Origin of the sequence: Bradyrhizobium sp. IC4060 (assembly GCF_020193715.1) — a bacterium.
Classification (GTDB): Bacteria; Pseudomonadota; Alphaproteobacteria; order Rhizobiales; family Xanthobacteraceae; genus Bradyrhizobium; species Bradyrhizobium yuanmingense.
In genome coordinates this window covers 51,733-69,216 of record NZ_JADYVJ010000012.1, presented here as the reverse complement: position 1 = coordinate 69,216, position 17,484 = coordinate 51,733, and the positions used below count along the sequence as shown (strand labels likewise).

Genomic DNA, 17,484 nt, shown 5'->3' with positions numbered 1-17,484 from the left:
ACCCACCCTACGACTACGGCATCCCGACTAAAACGACCCCAGCGCGACCGGACGGAACGCCTGCAGCAGCTGCTGGTCGAGCTTGCCGCCCATGCCTTCCATCATCGTGAAGGCGCGGGAGTGGGTGAAGGGCATGCGGTAGGCGCGCTTCTCAACGAGCGCGGCGTAGATGTCGACGATTGTCGTCAGGCGCACGATGTCGCTGATCTGGTTCGACGACAGGCCGTTCGGATAGCCGGAGCCGTCGAGGAATTCGTGGTGATGCAGCACCACGTCCAGCATCTCCGGCGGGAAGCCGCCTTGCGCGGCGAGCGCATCATAACCGCGGCGCGGATGCTGGCGGACCTCAGCCATCTCCTCGTCGGTGAGCTTGCCGGGCTTGTCGAGCAGCCAGGCCGGAACGAAGGCCTTGCCGACGTCGTGCAGCAGCGCGGCGCGGGTCAGGCGGCGCTGGTCGTCCTCGCGCATGCCGAGATGCTGGGCGAAGGCGACGGCGAAGCCGGTGACGAACAGGCAATGGCGGTAGCTGCCGACATGGTGACAGCCGACCGTGGTGAGCCATTCGCGCAGCGAGGAATGCTTGATCGCCTTCAGGATCTTGCTCTCGGCGGCGATGACGTCGTCGAAGGTCAGGGCCACGCCGAGCGGCAGCTTCTCGAACATCTTGGTCAGCACCGCATGCGCCGCCTCGACGCCGCGGTTGAGCGTCTTGCCGCGATCGGTCGCGTCATAGGCCGCGGTGTCCGGGAAGGCGGCGCGAATGCGCTGCAGGATGGCCTCGGCCTGGAGCGGCCGTGAGATGGTGTCGGTGGCTCCTAACGCCCAGGCCTGCATGGTGCCGTGATGCAGGGCGTCCGCGAGCACGAACAGCCGCGGCATCGAACGATAGGCATCGCCGCGCAGTTTGTTGCGCACCCGCTGCACGCTGTCGGGCGAGCGCAGATTGATGTCGACCACGAGCCCGGAGAGATCGCGCGAGGGCTGGGCGGGGATCTCGTCCGTCTTCACCGTGGAGACGTCGCCGACCGCCTTCAGGATGCTGGCGAGCTCGCTGCTCCCGTCGCTCCGATCGGAGGCGAGCAGGAGCCGGCGTTTGGCGGCGGATTTGGCTGTGGCGTTCATGGCTTCCCCCACAAGGACCGGAAACTCGGGCGTATTGGCCTATCAGCCTAAGCCGGATCAGGTTCTCTGGCCCTTAAGAGGCGTGCTCAATGGAACCTTGGGGAATCGCACGCAATTTTACGGATTGGGGTTGAGGGGGAATTTCACAACCGGCGAAAACAACCCCATGCACAGTAGAACGGGCATTGATGGATAAGGGGAATTTTGGACGCTATCGCCCCGCCGTCCGTTGTCGTCGCCCGGCTCGACCGGGCGACCCAGTATGCTGAGACGGTCCGGCTGAAACCGAGAAGCCGCGGCGTACTGGATGCCCCGGTCGAGCCGGGGCATGACGGTGAGGGTGTGGAGGCGGCTCAAAAACAATCCGCCGGAGGTTGCCCTCCGGCGGATCAGCTCATTCGGCAATCGCAGCGCGGCTTACGCCTTCATGCTCGCCTTCACGGCTTCCGCGGTGATCGGCAGGGCGCGGACGCGGGCGCCGCTGGCATTGAAGATGGCGTTGCCGATGGCCGGCGCGACCACGGTGACCGCGGGCTCGCCGACGCCGGTGGCCTTCTCGCCATTGGCGATCACGGCGATCGCGACCTCGGGCGTCTGGCTCATGCGCAAGGGCGTGTAACCATCGAAATTGGTCTGCTCGATGCCACCGTCCTTCAGCGTCGCCTTCTCGTACATCGCCAGCGACAGGCCCCACAGCGCCGCGCCCTCGACCTGGGCGCGGACATTGTCGGGATGCACCTGCGTGCCGACGTCGGTTGCGACCGTGAGCTTCTTCACGGTCACCTCCCCCGACGGCGAGACGGCGACGTGAGCCACGCACGCCGTCCAGCTCGCGGTCGCCCGCTCCTGCGAGGAGACGCAGGCCACGCCCATGCCCTCGCCTTTCGGCAATTGCTTGGTGCCGTAGCCGGACAGTCCCATCGCGGCGAGCAGCGTGTTGCGCAAGCGCTGCGCGCCGCCGTCGTTCTTGCCGGCGCCGTCGAGCAGCGAGATGCGGAACTGGGCGGGATCCTTGCCCGTCGCCGCCGCGATCTCGTCGATCATGCTTTCGACCGCCCAGAAGGTCCAGCCCGGCGCCACCGAGCGAAGCTGGCCGGAGGGCGTGGCGTTGTGCGCGAGCTCGTTCTTGATCGCGCGCACATAATGGTTGGGCACGGTGTAGAAGAAGTCCGCCCCGTTCACCGTAAAGGAATCGAGCGGGCCCTTCTTGTCGACCGAGGGCGTCAGGAAATCGGGGATTCCCCAGCGCGCGGTCGGCCAGGCCGAGACCACGTCGTGGCTGATCGCAATGAGCTTGCCATCGCCGTCCACGCCGGCCTTGACCTTCTGGTAGGTGAGGGGACGCGAGAAATCCATCGTCATGTCGTTCTCGCGCGAATAGATCACCTTCACCGGCTTGCCGACGGCCTTGGCCGCCTGCACCGCCGGAATCATCATGTCGGCATCGAGACGCCGGCCGAAGCCGCCGCCCAGCCACATCTGGTGCATGACCACGAATTTCGGATCGATCCCGGCAGCGCCCGCCGCGATCGCGCCGGAGCGCGTCGCAAACTGGTTGCCGGAATAGATGTGCAGGATGTCGCCCTTGAACTCCGCAGTGGCGTTCATCGGCTCCAGCGGCGCGTGGATGTTGATGCTGGTGGTGTATTCCGCTTCCACCACCTTGGCCGCCGAACCGAAGGCCGCATTGGGATCGCCGTCCTTGACGAAGAACTGGCCGGAATCGTCCAGCTTCTGCAGCCGCTTGGCCTCGTCGAGCAGCGACTCGCTCGACAGCTTCGCGTTCGGACCCGCGTCATAGGCGATCTTCAGCGCCTGGGCCGCCTTCTTGGCGTTGGCGTAGGTGCTGGCGACCGCGACGACCCAGCCCGACGTCGTTGCGGTCTTGTCGTCGAGCGTGACGGCCTTGATGAAGCCCGGCACCTTCTTTGCCGCGCTGTCGTCGACCGATTTCACGGTGGCGCCAAAGCGCACCGGCGGCGTGACCAGCGCGCCATAGGCCATGCCCGGCAGCATCACGTCGATGCCGTACTTGGCCGTGCCGTTGGTCTTGGAGGGGATGTCGAGCTGCGGAACCGAGACGCCGATCATGGTGTACTGGTCCGGCGATTTCAGCTTGATCGCCTTCAGCTCGTCGGGCGAGAAGGTTTTCGTCGCCTTGCCGCTTTTCACGACATCGGCAAACGACATCTGCTTCTTCGATTTCGGATGCACGATCATGGAATCGCGCACCACGAGCTCCGATGCCGGCACGCCCATGGCGGCGGCGGCACCTTCGGTCAATGCGATGCGACCGGCGGCGCCGGCCCGGCTCATCGCTTCGAAGTTCATCATGGTCGACCAGCTGCCGCCGGTGATCTGCGCGCCCAGCACGGGATCGTTGAACTTGGGATCGTTGGAGGCGAGCTGCACGCGCATGTCGCTCCATTTCGCGCCCAATTCCTCGCAGACGATCTGCGCCATGGTGGAGGCGATGTGCTGGCCCATATCGGCCTTGCCGCAGGTCACGGTCACCAGCCCGTCCGGCGCGATCGCGTACCACACGCTCGGCTCGAAATTGGCGGGCGCGGCGGCTGCCGATTCGATGCCGGGCACGCCGGCATAGCCGAGCACGAGGCCGGTCGCGGCGGTGCCGACGAGGAAGGAGCGGCGGCTGAGATCCGTCGTCTCGGGCGTCAATTTCTTCACATGCTCGTTCATGTGGGCCTCCGCTCGCTCGAGGTGGCCGAGGCGGTGCGCATCTCGGATGCGGCGCGCATGATCGCCTTCTGGATCCGCGAATAGGTCATGCAGCGGCAGAGATTGCCGTCCATATGGGCGACCACCTCTTCCTTGGTCGGATTGGGATTCTTGGCGAGCAGCGAAGCCGCCTGCATGATCTGGCCGGACTGGCAGTAGCCGCATTGCGGCACCTGCTCGGCGATCCAGGCCTTCTGCAAGGGATGATCGCCCTTGGCGGAGAGACCTTCGATAGTGGTGATCTTCTTGCCGGCGACGTCACCGACCATGGTCTGGCACGAACGCACGGCTTCACCGTTGACGTGCACGGTGCAGGCACCGCACAGCCCGGCACCGCAGCCGAACTTGGTGCCTGTCATCTGCAATTGCTCGCGGATCGCCCAGAGGAGCGGCGTGTCGTTCGCCGCATCCACGGACAGACTCCGCCCGTTGATGGTGAGAGTTGGCATAGGCGTCTTCCCCTGCCGGTGCATGAAGCCGCTTACGGCGGCAATTTGAATGGCGGACGCCCACCGGGCTGGCGTCAGCCTTGCCGGCGAGAATGATCGCGTTCCGACGCGGAGGCAAACGCAATTTGGAACGAGTCGAAAAAACGACCGCCACACTCGCTCGTTGTGCGCCGCGCCAAGAGCGTCGACGCAGCCACTGGACGCAACAGCGCATGCCTCCGGCATGCGTGCTACGCATTCAGGCAGTTTCTTCGAGGTAACTTGGCGAGCTAAGGTGCAGCCGCGGCCGCTTTCTTCCTTCTCCCCTTGTGGGAGACGGTGGCGCGAAGCGCCGGATGAGGGGTTGTATCCGCGCACTCGCATTGAGAGAGTCATGCGCGGATAGAGACCCCTCACCCGGCTTCGCTTTCAGCGAAGTCACCCTCTCCCGCAAGGGGAGAGGGTGCAGCGGTGTCGTGGCGAGGAAAAAGAAAGGGCGGGAAGCAATGCCGGAGATCAATCGCGACGGCGTCAACATCTACTACGAGGTTCATGGCAACGGGCCGCCGCTGCTGCTCACGCACGGCTATTCCTCAACGTCGGCGATGTGGCATGGGCAAATCGACGCGCTGGCGAAGGACCACACGCTGATCCTGTGGGACATGCGCGGCCACGGCCAGTCCGATTACCCTGACGATGCGAGTGCTTATAGCGAAGACCTCACGGTCGGTGACATGGCGGCGATCCTCGATGCGGTCGGCACGAAGCGCGCCATCATCGGCGGGCTTTCGCTCGGCGGCTACATGTCGCTGGCGTTCTACCGCGCACATCCGGAGCGGGCCCGCGCGCTACTGATCATCGACACCGGCCCCGGCTTCAGGAAGGACGATGCGCGCGAAGCCTGGAACGCGCGGGCGCTTGCCACCGCCGACCGGCTCGACCGCGAAGGCCTCGATGTGCTGAAAGCGGCGACGCGCGAGCGCGCCACCGCGAGCCATCGCAACGCCAGGGGCCTGGCGCTCGCCGCGCGCGGCATGCTGACCCAGCGCGATGCGCGCGTGATGGAGCTGTTGCCTGAGATCAAGGTGCCCAGCCTGATCGTGGTCGGCGCCGACGACACCCCGTTCCTCGCCGCGTCCGACTACATGGCCGCAAAAATCCCCGGCGCACAAAAGGCCGTGATCCCCGCGGCCGGACACGCCGTCAACATCGATCAGCCCAAGGCTTTTGTTGACGCGGTCGCGCCTTTCCTGAAGAACTTGCCTGCATAGGCCGATCGAGCAGGGACACAGGCGATGAAGCTGATGATGCTGGCTGCGGGCACGATGTTGCTGTCGCTCTCTGCACAGGCCGAGCCGATCGGCGCCGTGCCGCCGCGCAAGCCCTTCGCCGCGACCTTGTCGAACAACATTCCGCTCGCCTTCGGCATGGATGCCGAGCAAACCGCGCGCGCCCTCGGGCAGCAGCTGCAATATGTGCGGGGACGTCCCGGCCACGAGATCTATCTCGCCTTGCGCAATATCGGCGGCAGCGGCCTGATCCCCTATCGCCATCGCCTGTTCCTGCAATTCCGCCACGGCCGGCTGGCCGGATGGAAGGAGGATTACGGCGAGAACTGGATGTGGGAGTGAGGTGTTACCCCTCATCCTGAGGAGCTTGCACAGCAAGCGTCTCGAAGATGCAGGCCCGGCTGCTGCATCTCGGCCTTTCATCCTTCGAGACGCGCGCAGGTGCGCGCTCCTCAGGATGAGGGAGAGAGCTGAATTTCGGATCGACAACCAAGAAGGACAACCCGCGTGGGACAGGACATCAAGCTGACAGCCTCGGACAATTTCCAGCTCGGCGCCTATCGCGCTGATCCCGCCGGCACGCCGAAGGGCGCGGTGGTGGTGATCCAGGAGATCTTTGGGGTCAATCACCACATCCGCTCGGTCTGCGACCGCCTCGCCGGGGAAGGCTATGTCGCGATCGCGCCGTCGATCTTCGACCGGACGGCGCCGAACTTCCAGTCGGGCTATTCGCCCGACGAGATCGCGGAGGCGCGCAAGTTCGTGGCCAATCCGGACTGGGCCGCGATGCTGCGCGACACGCAGGCTGCGATCGATGCGGTCAGAAGCGTCGGGCCCGTCGGCATCATCGGATTTTGCTTGGGCGGCAGCATCGCCTTCGTCGCGGCGACGCGACTGACCGGCCTGAAGGCGGCGATCGGTTATTACGGCGGCGCCGTCGTGCGCTTCGCCGACGAGACGCCGAAGGTGCCGACCCAGCTGCATTTCGGCGAGAAGGATGCCGGCATTCCGCTGACCGACGTCGAGACCATCAAGTCGAAGCGGCCGGATGTGGAGGTCTTCATCTATCCAGGCGCCCAGCATGGTTTCCATTGCGACGAGCGCGCCAGCTACGACAAGGCCAGCGCAGACATCGCCTGGCCGCGCAGCATGGATTTTTTCGCGAAGCATTTGACGAAGTAGCGCGCGGCTCTTTCCACTGTCATTCCGGGGCGCGCGCAGCGCGAGCCCGGAATCCATCGTGCGTCAGCGTTCGTGGATGAATGGATTCCGGGCTCGCGACTTCGTCGCGCCCCGGAATGACGGGAGGAGAGTGCCTGGGCTTGAGCCCTAGAACCAGCGCTCGCCGACGAACACGGTGTCGCCGGGCGCGAGCGGCGTGCCGAGCGGCACCACGGCGCGCATGGCGCCGCCGTTCTCGGTGTGCGTGACGGTGACCATGTCGCGCTTGGCGCGCGGCGAGAAGCCGCCGGCGATGGCGACCGCGCTCTCGACCGTCATGTTCGGCACGTAGGGATATTGGCCGGGCGCGAGGACCTCGCCGAGGATGAAGAACGGACGATAGGTCTCGATCTCGACCGCCACCGAAGGCTCGCGGATGTAGCCGTTGCGCAGGCGTGCGGCGATCTCGCCGGCCAGCCCCGCCGTGGTGCGGCCGCGGGCGGGCACCGCGCCGATCAGCGGCATGGTGATGGAGCCGCCGGCGTCGATCGCATAGCTGTTGGTGAGACCTTCCTGGCCGTAGACCACGACGCGGAGCTTGTCGCCGGCGTCGAGATGGTAGGAGGGGCCATTGCGCACCGGCACCGCCATCGGCGCGGCGTAGCCGACAGGCATCGGTGCGGGCGAAGCGGCAAAGGAATTGCTGAGCGCTGCGATCGCGCCACCGCCGTTATTGGCGACGACGACCGGCCGCGGCGCATTATAGGGCTGGCCATAGGCCATGGCATCGAGATCGGGACGAGGCTGCACCATCGCGACGGGAGTTGCGGTCTGCATGCAGCCGCCCAAAGCGAGCGCGGCGGACGCTGCCAAGGACGCCAAGTTCGACCATCGAAACGCGCGTGCAACCGGCACCGGACCCATCCTCGAAACGAGACGGCTCCAGTGATGCACCGGTTATGGTTAATAAAGCGTTGAGTGGGGCTCCAACCCTCCCCTGGAGGGGGAGGGTAAGAGGCAGCGCTGTTACGCGGGTGCCAGCTGCAGGCTCAATCCCGGGAATAGCCGATCAGCGGTTTCCGCGGGCGGAACAGGATCATCAGGAGGATGCCGAGAATGCCGAGGACGGCGAAGACCGGCTGCTCCAGCACCAGGCGGATCACCGAGGTCCAGAGCCAGGGCGCCTTGGCCTCGACCCAGGTGCGGAAGGCCGATTGGCTGGCCTGATTGATATCGTTCCAGAACTGGCCGAAGCGGGTGAATTTGAGGGTCTGGTCGGCCACCCAGCGGGCGCCGTCATAGACCATGAAGATGAACCCGCCGGCGAGCAGCAACAGCCCTATCAGTCGGAAAAAGCCGCGGATCATGCCTCACCTACGATGGCCGTCGAAGCGGACGACCTTTTCGGAACGATGCCAGCCAATAGCCGGGCGACGGCAGAAATTCAACCTCTTCAGGGCGTTACGGCACTCATCCAGGCCGCCAAAGGGGCGTTTCCGGCGCCCGAAAGCGTTGACGGTGCGAAAGACCCTCTCTATAAGGGCGCCAACTGGCGGTGGGCGCAATCCCGCCGCCGCTGTTCTTTGAGCAGTTGCAGGCACCCTGGGCTTCAGGACTCATCCGAGCTTGAAGACACCTTGGAGCCTCAGAGACAGCCGCAAGGCGGTCGCTCATGTTCCGGGAACGGCCCAGCAACCGAACACCCTAAATCCGAGCGTCGATTCCGCGGTCAAGCAAGCCGGCGCTACCCGACCAAGACGCGACCGGTACCCGCAAAGGACATTGAGACCATGGCCAATACCACTTCCGCCAAGAAAGCGACGCGCAAGATCGCCCGCCGCACTGCCGTCAACAAGTCGCGCCGCACCCAGATGCGTGGCGCCGTGCGCAACGTCGAGGAAGCCATCGAGAGCGGCGACCGCGCCGCTGCCGTGAAGGCGCTCGCGACGGCCGAGCCCGCCTTGATGCGCGCCGCCCAGCGCAACATCATTCACAAGAACAACGCCAGCCGCAAAGTCTCGCGCCTCACCGCGCAGATCGCCAAGCTCGCGAAGTAAATCTTGCCAAGTCATCTTGGCGACATCGTCTGATCGGTCGATCCGGTCAGCGCGTCAAACAGCCCGGCCTCGCGCCGGGCTTTTTTGTTGACTGTCACATTCACGCAAGCAGTCACGCGAGGCTCACGCCTCGCTTGGATGATTTACATCGTCTGCGTCAGTCTTCATTCCGTAATTCTACCTGCCGATGTTCTGCAACAGAGGAAACTTCACTGCGTTGCAAAAAACCCCTGTGAGGCGGGCGCGAATTGAATCGATGGCCGATGAGAGTTCTGCACACCGTAGATTCACCGGAACGTGTGTCACGGTGGAGTTACCCTGCAAAACGAGTCTCGAAAAGCGATGGCTCGATAATCACTTATCAACATAGCAGCGACAAGCATTTGGAAAATTCGCCCGCACGTCGGGCGCATGACGAATTTATAAAAATAATTTGGCGCTGAACGAGAATTGTCACATGACGCGCGGCCTTCTCGATTCTGTGCACGGATTCAAAAACTTGCTTCGCAGCCTGTGAACAACTCCTGTGCGACGTTAACCGAGGTCAAGTTTTTTGACGGCTCAACTGTGAATCAATTTCGTTGCGAGTCTTTCCGCTTAGTGTATTCCTTAACCCAGTCAGCGGCGCCCACGATCTTCAGACCAGCGCGGTTTAGGAAACGGGGCGAGCGTGCAAATCGGCGGCGGTGTGCACGTAGGCGACGCTTCAAAAAGTGATGTCGGTGCAAAACCCACAGCAATGTGGGAATGGTAGCTCTTTGTCTGAATGTTTCCAAGCGGGACCTTTCCCGCTCGCGCCAGGCGCATCTACTCGCGCCAGGCTCATATGAGAGACATCGCGAAGCTACCCCGGCACGCAAGGTGGCGAAGTCGAGCGGACGACTAGTACATTTGGGCAGGCATCCGCGACAGGAGTACGGCGCGGTTGTCTTTAGGACACGCAGGACCTTGTCGTGAGCGATCACGGCAGGACGGGGAGGTATCATGTCTTACGGACTCAACGCGGTATTGCAGCACGTTTCCTTTTCCAACGATGCCGTTTCAGCCCCGTCGGATTTCCAGCCTCCCGCGCGTGACGGAGCGCCGAGTACGCGCTGACCTCGCGACCCCACCATCTCTGACATCGCTGATCTGACCCGCGGCGTTCGCGCCGAACGGTCGAGCCATGCCCGACGATGGACTCGCTCGAGGTCGCGCCACTTCAGGGACCGTGGCAGGAACCCTGCATGGCGCTCACAAACGCAACTATATCTCTCAAGAGAAGTTTTCTGACGATGACAATGGAACAGGATCGCTGGTCACGCGTGAAGGGTCGGCTGCGCTCGAGCGTTGGCGAGGACGTCTACACAAGCTGGTTTGCGCGCATGGATCTGGAAGGCGTGCAGGACGAGAGCGTGCGGCTCTCGGTGCCGACGCGGTTCCTGAAGAGCTGGATTCAGGCCCATTATGCCGAGCGCGTGCTGTCGTGCTGGCAGGCCGAGATGCCGGAAGTGCATCGCATCGACCTCACGGTGCGGTCCGCCGTGCGCCCCTCGGCGCAGCCGAAGGAAGCGCCCGCGCCGGTCGAGGCGCGCCGCGCGCCGATGCCGGAATTGCGCTCGACCGCGACCGCGCCGGTCTCGGCCAATCACGACGCGCTCGGCGGCTCGCCGCTCGATCCGCGCCTGACCTTCGCGAGCTTCGTCGTCGGCCGCTCCAACACGCTGGCCCATGCGGCCGCGCGCCAGGTCGCCGAAGGGCGTCGTGGCGACCCCGTGATGTTCAACCCGCTCTACATCCATGCCGGCGTCGGCCTCGGCAAGACGCATCTCTTGCAGGCCGTGACCTGGGCCGGCAATTCCGGCAACGAGCGCAAGGTGCTGTATCTCACGGCCGAAAAATTCATGTATGGCTTCGTCGCCGCGCTGAAGACGCAGACGGCGCTGGCCTTCAAGGAAGCGCTGCGCGGCATCGACGTGCTTGTCATCGACGACCTCCAGTTCCTGCAGGGCAAGTCGACGCAGGCCGAGTTCTGCCACACGCTGAACGCGCTGATCGACGCCGGCCGCCAGGTCGTGATCGCGGCCGACCGTCCGCCGTCCGATCTGGAAAGCCTCGACGATCGCGTCCGCTCGCGGCTCGCCGGCGGGCTCGTGGTCGAGATGGGATCGCTCGGCGAGGAGCTGCGCCACGGCATCCTGAAGTCGCGCGTCGCGGCGGCCCGCGCCCATCACGCCACGTTCGAGGTGCCCGAGGAGGTGCTGCATTATCTGGCGCGCACCATCACCCATAACGGCCGCGACCTCGAAGGCGCGATCAACCGGCTGCTGGCGCATTCCAAGCTCAACAACCGGCCGGTGACGCTGGAGATGGCCGAGCACGAGGTGCGCGACCTGGTGCGGCCGCAGGAGCCGAAGCGGATCAAGATCGAGGACATCCAGCGCGTGGTGGCGCGGCAGTATAATGTCAGCCGCTCCGACCTCTTGTCCTCGCGCCGCACCGCAAACGTGGTGCGCCCGCGCCAGGTGGCGATGTATCTCGCCAAGACGCTGACGCTGCGCTCGCTGCCCGAGATCGGCCGCCGCTTCGGCGGACGCGACCACACCACCGTGCTGCACGCGGTGCGCAAGATCGAGGCGCTGGTCTCCAAGGACACCGCGCTGTCGGAGGAAGTGGAATCGCTGAAGCGCCAGCTTCAGGAATAAAGGCCTAGGGCTCCCGCCCTGCTCCCGCCGCCCCGGCTTGCCTGGGCGGCGTCTTCGTTTTGAGGCGGTAAATCGTGGGGAACTGGCCCCAATGCCTTGAATCTGCGGGCTATCCGCGCCACCTTGCGCGACCCAGACGGCTTTGGTCATATCGGCAGGAATGATCCGGCCGGTCGGGGTCTTCGATGCCGTGGCGCGCGTCCCGCCGCCCGGCCTTCTCAACGCTGTGTTTTCCTAAGGGATCGGGCGAGTAGTGCAATGAAGGTTACGGTCGAACGCGCACAACTGCTGAAGTCGCTGGGCCATGTCCACCGCGTGGTCGAGCGCCGCAACACGATCCCGATTCTCGGCAACGTGCTGGTGCGCGCCGAGAACGCGAAATTGTCGCTGAAGGCGACCGACCTCGACCTCGAAGTGACCGAGACGCTGCCGGCGGAAACCGCGACCGCGGGCTCCACCACCGTGCCGGCGCACATGTTCTACGACATCGTGCGCAAGCTGCCGGACGGCTCGCAGATCGTGCTGGAGGCCGACGGCGACCGCGCCGTGCTCGCCATCCGCGCCGGCCGCTCGCGCTTCACGCTGCAGACGCTGCCGGAGAACGATTTCCCGGATCTGGCCGCCGGCGACATGTCGCATTCGTTCTCGCTCGCCGCCAAGGACGTCAAGCGGCTGATCGACCGCACCCAGTTCGCGATCTCGACCGAGGAGACGCGCTATTACCTCAACGGCATCTATCTGCATGCCGCCGGCACGCCAAAGGCCGCCACCCTGCGCGGTGTCGCCACCGACGGTCACCGCCTCGCCCAGCTCGACCTGGTGCAGCCCAAGGGCGCCGAGGGCATGCCCGGCGTGATCGTGCCGCGCAAGACGGTCGGCGAGGTGCAGCGCCTGATCGAGGACACCGAGGCCGAGATGACGATCGAGCTGTCGCAGGCCAAGATCCGCTTCACCATCGGCAACGTCGTGCTGACCTCGAAGCTGATCGACGGCACCTTCCCCGATTACGGCCGCGTCATTCCGCAGAACAACGACAAGGAGCTCGTCGTCGACAAGAAGGATTTCGAGAACGCGGTCGACCGCGTCTCGACGATTTCGAGCGAGCGCGGCCGCGCGGTCAAATTGTCGCTGTCGGCGGGCAAGCTGGTGCTGTCGGTGACCAATCCGGATTCCGGCAGCGCGACCGAAGAGCTCGAGGTCGAATACGCCTCCGACGCGCTCGATATCGGCTTCAACTCCCGCTATCTGCTCGACATCGCCGCCCAGATCGAAGGCGACGTCGCCACGCTCCGCCTCGCCGACCCCGGCTCGCCGACCCTGGTGCAGGACCGCGACGACAAGAGCGCGCTGTACGTGCTGATGCCGATGCGGGTGTGAGACCTACCGGCATCCACACCTGTCACTACATCGTCATGGCCGGCGTAGCCGTCCGAAAGGACGGTGTCGCTTTGCTCCGCCTATGTCCCGGCCATCCACGTCTTCGGAGCCAAGAACGTGGATGCCCGGCACAAGGCCGGGCATGACGGAAAACGGATCTCATGACCCCCTCCCGCATTCATCGGCTGACGCTGACGCATTTTCGCAATTACCGGGCGGCGGGGCTCGAGACGGCGGCTGATCTAGTGGCGCTGGTCGGACCGAACGGGGCGGGCAAGACCAATTGCATCGAGGCGATCTCGTTCCTGTCGCCGGGCCGCGGCCTGCGCCGGGCGACGCTGGAGGATGTCGCCGACAACCAGGGCGACGGCTCCTGGGCGGTGTCGGCGCAGGTCGAGGGCGCGCTGGGGCTGGCGACGCTCGGCACCGGCATCGATGCGCCGCGCGCGGATACCACGGTCAGCCGGCGCTGCCGCATCGACCGCGAGCCGGTGGGCTCGGCCAGCGCCTTCGGCGATCATATCCGCATGGTGTGGCTGACGCCGGCCATGGACGGGCTGTTCATGGGCGCAGCGTCCGAACGGCGGCGCTTCTTCGACCGTCTCGTGCTCGCCATCGACAGCGAGCATTCCAGCCGCATCAACGCGCTCGAGCGCTCGTTGCGCTCGCGTAACCGCCTGCTGGAGACGCGCAATTACGACGACCATTGGTGCGACGCGATCGAGCGCGAGACGGCCGAACTCGCCGTCGCGGTGGCGGCCACGCGCGGCCAGACCGCGGCAAGGCTCACCGGCATGCTCAACGCGCGCGCACAGGCATCCGCATTTCCGTCCGCTCAGATCGCGCTCGACGGCTGGATGGAGAATGCGCTGCTCGAGGAGACCGCGACCTCGGTCGAGGACCGCTACCGCCAGATCCTGCGCGACAACCGCCCGCGCGATGCGATCGCCGGCCGCACCACCGACGGCCCGCATCTCACCGACCTCCAGGTGATCTACGCGCCCAAGAGCATGCCGGCGCGCGATGCCTCCACCGGCGAGCAGAAGGCGCTCTTGATCGGCCTCGTGCTGGCGCATGCGAGCCTGGTCGCCGAGATGACCGGCATCGTGCCGCTGCTGCTGCTCGACGAGGTGGTTGCGCATCTCGATCCGAACCGCCGGGCGGCGCTGTTCGATGAGCTGAAGAAGCTCGGCGCGCAGGTGTGGCTGACCGGTGCGGATCCTGCCGCCTTCGCCGAGATCGGCGCGGGGGGCGAAGTGTTTGACGTCGAGAGCGGACGAGTCTCGGCCCGCAGTTAGGCCGCCGCATTGAACCCGCCTGTTCCAGATCGCGACTAGCTGCTTGAGGCCGCAAGAAGCGGCCATCGCGCAGCACTCGGACATGCGCGACATCCTTCGCGATATTTTTGGAGCATGAGCATGACGGCGGTGAGGCATGGGGCGCAAGCTCCGGCACGATGGCAGTTGTTTGCGTGCGGCTTCGCCCTGTTTGCGATGTGCATGCTCGCGGCCAGCGCCGGTGCCTCGCTGCCGCATCTGTTTCCGACGACGCTCACGCTGGATTCCGATGCCAAGCTGCCCGCACCGACCCGCTATACTTACAGAGGGATCCACACCACGCTGATGCAGGGCGTCGACGCGCCGCTCCGCGTCAGGCTGGAGGCCACCGTGCCCGCGGGGCTCAGCGACGTGCTCGCCTTCTACCGGACCGAGCTTCGCAAGCTCGGCTGGCAAGAGCAGCATGATGGCGCCGTGGTCAACGCCGATCACGTCCGGCTCGCCTTCGTCTCGCCGCTGGGGCCGGCCGCGCTGAAGCTCGACCGCAAGGATTCCGGCACCGCGGTTCATCTGGTGCAGAAGAACGCGGACACGGCGACGAAGGCGAACGTGCTGCCCGAGCCCGGCCAGGCGAAGCTGGTGTTCAGCAATATCGGCGACAAGGAAGCGGTCCTCACCATCAACGAGCGGACCATCCCGCGCCCGGCCGGCGCGAACGCCGTCGCGCTGGACCTCGCGCCGGGCGAATATACGTACAGGCTGGGCGCGCCGGGCCAACCCGCCACCACGAACATCCTCACCGTCGCCGCCGGCGACACCTGGGAGCTCACGGTCGGGCGCGACGGTGACGCCTGGCCGCCGTTGCAGCTGTACTGAGCCTGTTGAACCTCTCCGGTTCCCGGCGCGACTTCTCGTCTGAGGCCGCGCCGACGGCGCCGCAGCCCGCCAATGCGCAAGGGCATGACGACCCGCGCGACATCCAGGAGTTTTTTGACAATGCCGATGATCGGGCGCGGGGCGCAAGTCCCGGCAAGATGGCTGCTGCTTGCCTGCGGCATTCTCGCGATAGTGATCCCCTCGCGTCCCGCCGGCGCGGCAGATGACGGCATCGTCGACGTCCATACGCTGCCGCGGCTCGACGGCGCGGTGGAGGACACTTCGCGTCCCGACCCCTATCGCGTGATCTACACCGTGCCGACCCCGCTTGCCGCCACGTCGGACGCCACCAGGAAGCTGCTGAGCGCCGACGGCTGGGTGCCCTATGTGTATCCGCTGGATGAGAAAAGCGCAGCGTTGACTTTCAAGAAGGGACGGCAGGGGCTGCGCGTTTCCTTCACACAGGCGCGCGGGCGACCCGACCAGTCCGCCGTGTTCTACACGCCGAACCGGATCTATGCGAACGTGCCCTTTCCGGAAGGCGCGATCGATCTCGTGTTCGACGAGACCCGGCCCTATCTCAGCTGCATTGCGCCCGGCGCGCTCGATGCGACCGCAGCATTCTTTACCAAGGACATGGCGGCGATGGGGTGGCGCAAGCTTAACCCCGATACGGCATCGCGCTGGCCGAACGCCGATCTTGCCGGAGCCGTTCCGAACGGCGTTCGCGTCTTCTACGACCACCCCGATCGCGACGCGACGCACATCTACCAGAAGCCGGTGATGCTGACCCTGACGCGCCGCGACGATGGCCGCACCAATGTCGAGATCAGGGTGGCGCCGTTCGCGCTGCCGGAGGTGCTCGAGGCCGACGACGATATGGCCGGCCTGCCGCGGCCGAAGCCAACCAAATCTGCGCGGGGCCTCGGCAGCGCCAGCTCGAACAAGCGCGAGATCTCGGCCGCCGCGATCGCCGAGCTGCCCGCCGTGCGCGCCTTCTATCAGCGCGAGCTCGCCGCGCGCGGCTGGCAGGAGGACGGCCACGCGCCGCTCGCACCCGGCGACGAGATCGCGATCAAGATTTCCAACACTGATGAAACCGGTGTGCTGCGGCTCGGCCGCAAGTATGATTTCACCATGGTCAGCCTGACCGCGCAGGTGAAGGAATCCGCGCTCGCCGCTCGCGCCAAGGCGAAGAAGGAGGCCGACGCGAGGTTCCTGAGCGATGCCTTGGGTACGGCTCAGCAGCTCATTGCGGCCGATGATATCAGGCGCAAGACGCAGGCCGCCTCCCTGTCGGACGCCCCGCTCACCGCGCTCGCTGACGGCAAGACGCCGGTGCCGCTGCCCGAAAACGCCGAAGCCGTGAAGTTCGAAGGCGGCGACGGCCACCTGGAATTCTCCTCGGCGTCGAGCGTGAAGGCGCTCAGCAGCTTCTATCGGACCGCGCTGAAGAGCTCGGGCTGGAAGGAGCAGCCCTCCGTCATCAACCAGCCGAACATGGCGGTGATGGCGTTCTCGAAGGGCGGCAAGTCGATCTCGATGACGGTGATGCAGATGGGCCCGAAGGTGAATGTCCGCGCCGACGGATCGGGCCTGGTGACCGAAGCGGCCAAGGCTGCGGCCGGCGCGGAGGTGGAGGTTCAGGCCAAATCCGCCGAGCCGCTCAAGCCCGATCCTGAGTCCCCGCTGCCGGTGCCGACGCAGCGTTCGTCGAAATCGCTCGCCACCACCAAGATACCCGGAGGTGAAGCGCCGCTCCGCCGCGAGCTCGAGGCCCGCATCCCCGCTTCGCTCGACGAGGTCCTCGCCTTCTACCGGGCCGAGCTTGCAAAGCTGGGCTGGCGGGAGAGAGCCGACGGCGCGACCGTGTCCGCGGAACGCGCGCAGATCGACTTCACCTCGCCGCAAGGTCCCGCCGTGCTCAAGCTCGGCCGCGCCAAGGGCGAGACCACGGTCAGCCTGGCGCAGAAGAATGCCGATGCCGCGGCCAAGGCCGAGATCATGCCGAAGGCGGGACAAGCGCGGCTCATGCTCGGAAACATGGCAGCGAACGAGGTCGCGCTGACGATCAACAAGCAGACGGTGAAGATCGCAGCCGGCGCCGGCGGCCCGCAATCACCGAAAGGCCCGATGCTCGACCTACCGCCCGGCAAATACGTGTACGCGTTGCGCCTGCCCGGCCGCCCTGCGCGTAGCGAGTCCCTGACCGTTGCCGCCGGCGAGGCCTGGGGCCTTCTGGTGGGCCCGAGCGGCGACGTGCTGCCGCTGCAGATGTATTGAGGCTGCACGCTTTCAGATTCGCGGTATCGTCATGGCCGGGCTTGTCCCGGCCATCCACGTCTTCCGCGACGCCAAGAACGTGGATGCCAGGACAAGGCCGGGCATGACGGCGATCGATGAATCAGTTTCAGGTGCCCCAAAACCACTCTTCCTGGCCCCGCAAAATCCACGGCTTTTCGAGGCAAAAAACT

The 17,484-nt window shown here is 65.5% G+C and carries 14 protein-coding genes; 9 read left to right on the top strand and 5 right to left on the bottom strand.

The features are described from left to right. Positions 1-27 precede the first annotated feature (27 nt). From I6F16_RS29945 to I6F16_RS29935, 3 genes are all read right to left on the bottom strand, one after another. Positions 28-1,122, bottom strand: a complete 1,095-nt coding sequence (locus tag I6F16_RS29945) for an HD domain-containing phosphohydrolase (protein ID WP_036002556.1) — start codon at positions 1,120-1,122, stop codon at positions 28-30. Positions 1,123-1,539: 417 nt separating this feature from the next. After that, positions 1,540-3,822, bottom strand: coding sequence for a molybdopterin cofactor-binding domain-containing protein (locus I6F16_RS29940; protein WP_225113273.1), 2,283 nt, complete (start codon positions 3,820-3,822; stop codon positions 1,540-1,542). Beyond that, on the bottom strand, positions 3,819-4,310 hold the full coding sequence (locus I6F16_RS29935) for a (2Fe-2S)-binding protein (RefSeq protein WP_036002624.1): 492 nt from the start codon (positions 4,308-4,310) through the stop codon (positions 3,819-3,821). Before I6F16_RS29935 ends, I6F16_RS29940 begins: the two co-directional genes overlap by 4 nt. 485 nt (positions 4,311-4,795) lie before the next feature. On the opposite strand from I6F16_RS29935, the gene I6F16_RS29930 reads away from it, so the two are divergent. The 3 genes from I6F16_RS29930 to I6F16_RS29920 all read left to right on the top strand — a co-directional run bounded on the left by I6F16_RS29930 (position 4,796) and on the right by I6F16_RS29920 (position 6,760). After that, on the top strand, positions 4,796-5,560 hold the full coding sequence (locus tag I6F16_RS29930; RefSeq protein ID WP_036002598.1) for an alpha/beta fold hydrolase: 765 nt from the start codon (positions 4,796-4,798) through the stop codon (positions 5,558-5,560). A gap of 24 nt (positions 5,561-5,584) precedes the next feature. Continuing rightward, complete coding sequence (locus I6F16_RS29925; protein WP_036002601.1) at positions 5,585-5,920, top strand: hypothetical protein; 336 nt, start codon at positions 5,585-5,587, stop codon at positions 5,918-5,920. Positions 5,921-6,085: 165 nt separating this feature from the next. Continuing rightward, positions 6,086-6,760: a dienelactone hydrolase family protein gene (locus tag I6F16_RS29920; protein WP_036002604.1), complete on the top strand. Its 675-nt coding sequence runs from the start codon at positions 6,086-6,088 to the stop codon at positions 6,758-6,760. A gap of 147 nt (positions 6,761-6,907) precedes the next feature. Here I6F16_RS29920 and I6F16_RS29915 read toward each other — a convergent pair whose 3' ends face one another. Further along, positions 6,908-7,654, bottom strand: a complete 747-nt coding sequence (locus I6F16_RS29915) for a polysaccharide biosynthesis/export family protein (RefSeq protein WP_036002627.1) — start codon at positions 7,652-7,654, stop codon at positions 6,908-6,910. A gap of 134 nt (positions 7,655-7,788) precedes the next feature. Beyond that, on the bottom strand, positions 7,789-8,106 hold the full coding sequence (locus tag I6F16_RS29910) for a hypothetical protein (protein ID WP_025033220.1): 318 nt from the start codon (positions 8,104-8,106) through the stop codon (positions 7,789-7,791). 423 nt (positions 8,107-8,529) lie between these two features. On the opposite strand from I6F16_RS29910, the gene rpsT reads away from it, so the two are divergent. The 6 genes from rpsT (at position 8,530) to I6F16_RS29880 (ending at position 17,293) form a co-directional block, all read left to right on the top strand. Then, positions 8,530-8,796 (top strand): 30S ribosomal protein S20, encoded by a 267-nt coding sequence (gene rpsT, locus I6F16_RS29905; RefSeq protein WP_036002606.1) that lies wholly within the window; start codon positions 8,530-8,532, stop codon positions 8,794-8,796. A gap of 1,274 nt (positions 8,797-10,070) precedes the next feature. Further along, positions 10,071-11,480 carry a chromosomal replication initiator protein DnaA gene (gene dnaA / locus I6F16_RS29900; RefSeq protein ID WP_036024069.1) on the top strand — a complete coding sequence of 470 codons (1,410 nt, stop codon included), beginning with the start codon at positions 10,071-10,073 and terminating at the stop codon, positions 11,478-11,480. Positions 11,481-11,738: 258 nt separating this feature from the next. After that, on the top strand, positions 11,739-12,857 hold the full coding sequence (gene dnaN, locus I6F16_RS29895) for a DNA polymerase III subunit beta (protein ID WP_036002613.1): 1,119 nt from the start codon (positions 11,739-11,741) through the stop codon (positions 12,855-12,857). 161 nt (positions 12,858-13,018) lie between these two features. Beyond that, positions 13,019-14,155 (top strand): DNA replication/repair protein RecF, encoded by a 1,137-nt coding sequence (gene recF / locus I6F16_RS29890; protein ID WP_036002616.1) that lies wholly within the window; start codon positions 13,019-13,021, stop codon positions 14,153-14,155. 120 nt (positions 14,156-14,275) lie between these two features. Continuing rightward, a complete protein-coding gene (locus I6F16_RS29885; RefSeq protein WP_225113272.1) occupies positions 14,276-15,010 on the top strand; it encodes a hypothetical protein in 735 nt (244 codons plus the stop codon). Positions 15,011-15,130: 120 nt separating this feature from the next. Beyond that, complete coding sequence (locus I6F16_RS29880) at positions 15,131-17,293, top strand: hypothetical protein (protein WP_225113271.1); 2,163 nt, start codon at positions 15,131-15,133, stop codon at positions 17,291-17,293. Positions 17,294-17,484 lie beyond the last annotated feature (191 nt).

What these genes read in the sequence shown, in the direction of transcription:
- rpsT (WP_036002606.1), top strand. Translation starts at nt 8,530, where the DNA reads ATGGCCAATACCACTTCCGCCAAGAAAGCGACGCGCAAGATCGCCCGC.
- dnaN (WP_036002613.1), top strand. Translation starts at nt 11,739, where the DNA reads ATGAAGGTTACGGTCGAACGCGCACAACTGCTGAAGTCGCTGGGCCAT.
- I6F16_RS29885 (WP_225113272.1), top strand. Translation starts at nt 14,276, where the DNA reads ATGACGGCGGTGAGGCATGGGGCGCAAGCTCCGGCACGATGGCAGTTG.
- dnaA (WP_036024069.1), top strand. Translation starts at nt 10,071, where the DNA reads ATGACAATGGAACAGGATCGCTGGTCACGCGTGAAGGGTCGGCTGCGC.
- I6F16_RS29945 (WP_036002556.1), bottom strand. Translation starts at nt 1,122, where the DNA reads ATGAACGCCACAGCCAAATCCGCCGCCAAACGCCGGCTCCTGCTCGCC.
- recF (WP_036002616.1), top strand. Translation starts at nt 13,019, where the DNA reads ATGACCCCCTCCCGCATTCATCGGCTGACGCTGACGCATTTTCGCAAT.
- I6F16_RS29925 (WP_036002601.1), top strand. Translation starts at nt 5,585, where the DNA reads ATGAAGCTGATGATGCTGGCTGCGGGCACGATGTTGCTGTCGCTCTCT.
- I6F16_RS29930 (WP_036002598.1), top strand. Translation starts at nt 4,796, where the DNA reads ATGCCGGAGATCAATCGCGACGGCGTCAACATCTACTACGAGGTTCAT.
- I6F16_RS29940 (WP_225113273.1), bottom strand. Translation starts at nt 3,822, where the DNA reads ATGAACGAGCATGTGAAGAAATTGACGCCCGAGACGACGGATCTCAGC.
- I6F16_RS29880 (WP_225113271.1), top strand. Translation starts at nt 15,131, where the DNA reads ATGCCGATGATCGGGCGCGGGGCGCAAGTCCCGGCAAGATGGCTGCTG.
- I6F16_RS29910 (WP_025033220.1), bottom strand. Translation starts at nt 8,106, where the DNA reads ATGATCCGCGGCTTTTTCCGACTGATAGGGCTGTTGCTGCTCGCCGGC.
- I6F16_RS29935 (WP_036002624.1), bottom strand. Translation starts at nt 4,310, where the DNA reads ATGCCAACTCTCACCATCAACGGGCGGAGTCTGTCCGTGGATGCGGCG.